The organism is Streptomyces sp. NPDC057654 (assembly GCF_042800135.1).
In the GTDB taxonomy this organism is placed as follows: Bacteria; Actinomycetota; Actinomycetes; order Streptomycetales; family Streptomycetaceae; genus Streptomyces.
Window position 1 is genome coordinate 1 of record NZ_JBHVHQ010001484.1, and the last position, 1,026, is coordinate 1,026.

The following is a 1,026-nucleotide window of genomic DNA, read 5'->3' on the forward strand; positions in this document are numbered from 1 at the left end:
GGTCATGGCTGGCCCCCCAGGGTCTTGGTCAGGCGTGGCCGTGGTGTGGTCGAGGATGGCCGCGGCCAGGGGTGCGTGGACGGCGCGGGGCAGGGCGTGCCCCATGCCCGGTATCTCCACCAGCCGTGCCCCGGCGATTACTTGGGTGAGGTGGTCAGGGTGCGGCGGTGGGAAGACGGGCTCGGCGGGGGCGGAGATCACCAGGGTGGGCACCTCGGTGCGGGCCAGTTCCTCGGTGCGGTCCATGCCGGAGTGGTCCGCGCGCCCGTGGGTCATGGGTGCCTCGTAGCGCCCGGCGTGCTCGATGATGCGGCGCTCCGCGGCCCGGAACTCCTCGGGATCGAAGGGGATCTGGTCGCCGTTGAGCAGTCGCCAGTGCTCCACGCGGTGGTCCAGTTCACCTTCCAAGCGGCGGTCCTCGTGGGGGCGGGACCACAGTTCGAGCAGTTGTGCGTCGATGGGCGGGAGCGCGTCTACGGGGGTGCGGGAGCCGTCCGGGTGGGTCAGCGGGGTGCGGCTGAGGGCGGCGGTGCCCATCAGGGTCGCGCTGAGCAGCCGTTCGGGGTGGTCGGCGATCAGCAGCTGGGCGAGCATGCCGCCCAGGGAGTGGCCGACGATGTGGGCCCGTTCCACCTCGTATGCGTCGAGGACGGCGATCGCGTCCGAGGCGAGGTCGACGATGCGGTACGGGTGCGTGTCGAAGGTCAAGCTGGAGCGGCCGGTGTCCCGGTGGTCGTAGCGGATGACGCGGTGACGCGCGGCCAGCGCGTCAACCAGTTCCTCCGGCCAGCCCGGATGCCCCGGCCCCCATGATCAGGAGCAGGGCGGGATTCCGGCTGTCGCCGCGTTCCTCGGTCCACAGCCGCACCGCGGGGTCGACCTGGACGACTCGCTGATTCATGGCACCTCGCCTCACTCTCTGAGAACTCGATGGCGAGACGGGACGTCTCGCCATCGGGTGTCATCATGACGCGCCCTCCGGAACGATGCAATACGGATCGTCTCGCCGGCCTCTCGGGCCGCCGC

General features: G+C 71.0%; 1 pseudogene. It reads right to left on the reverse strand.

The features are described from left to right. Nucleotides 1-901: pseudogene (locus ACFU99_RS44525) on the reverse strand (alpha/beta fold hydrolase); the annotation flags it as partial. Between the last annotated feature and the right edge of the window lie 125 nt (nucleotides 902-1,026).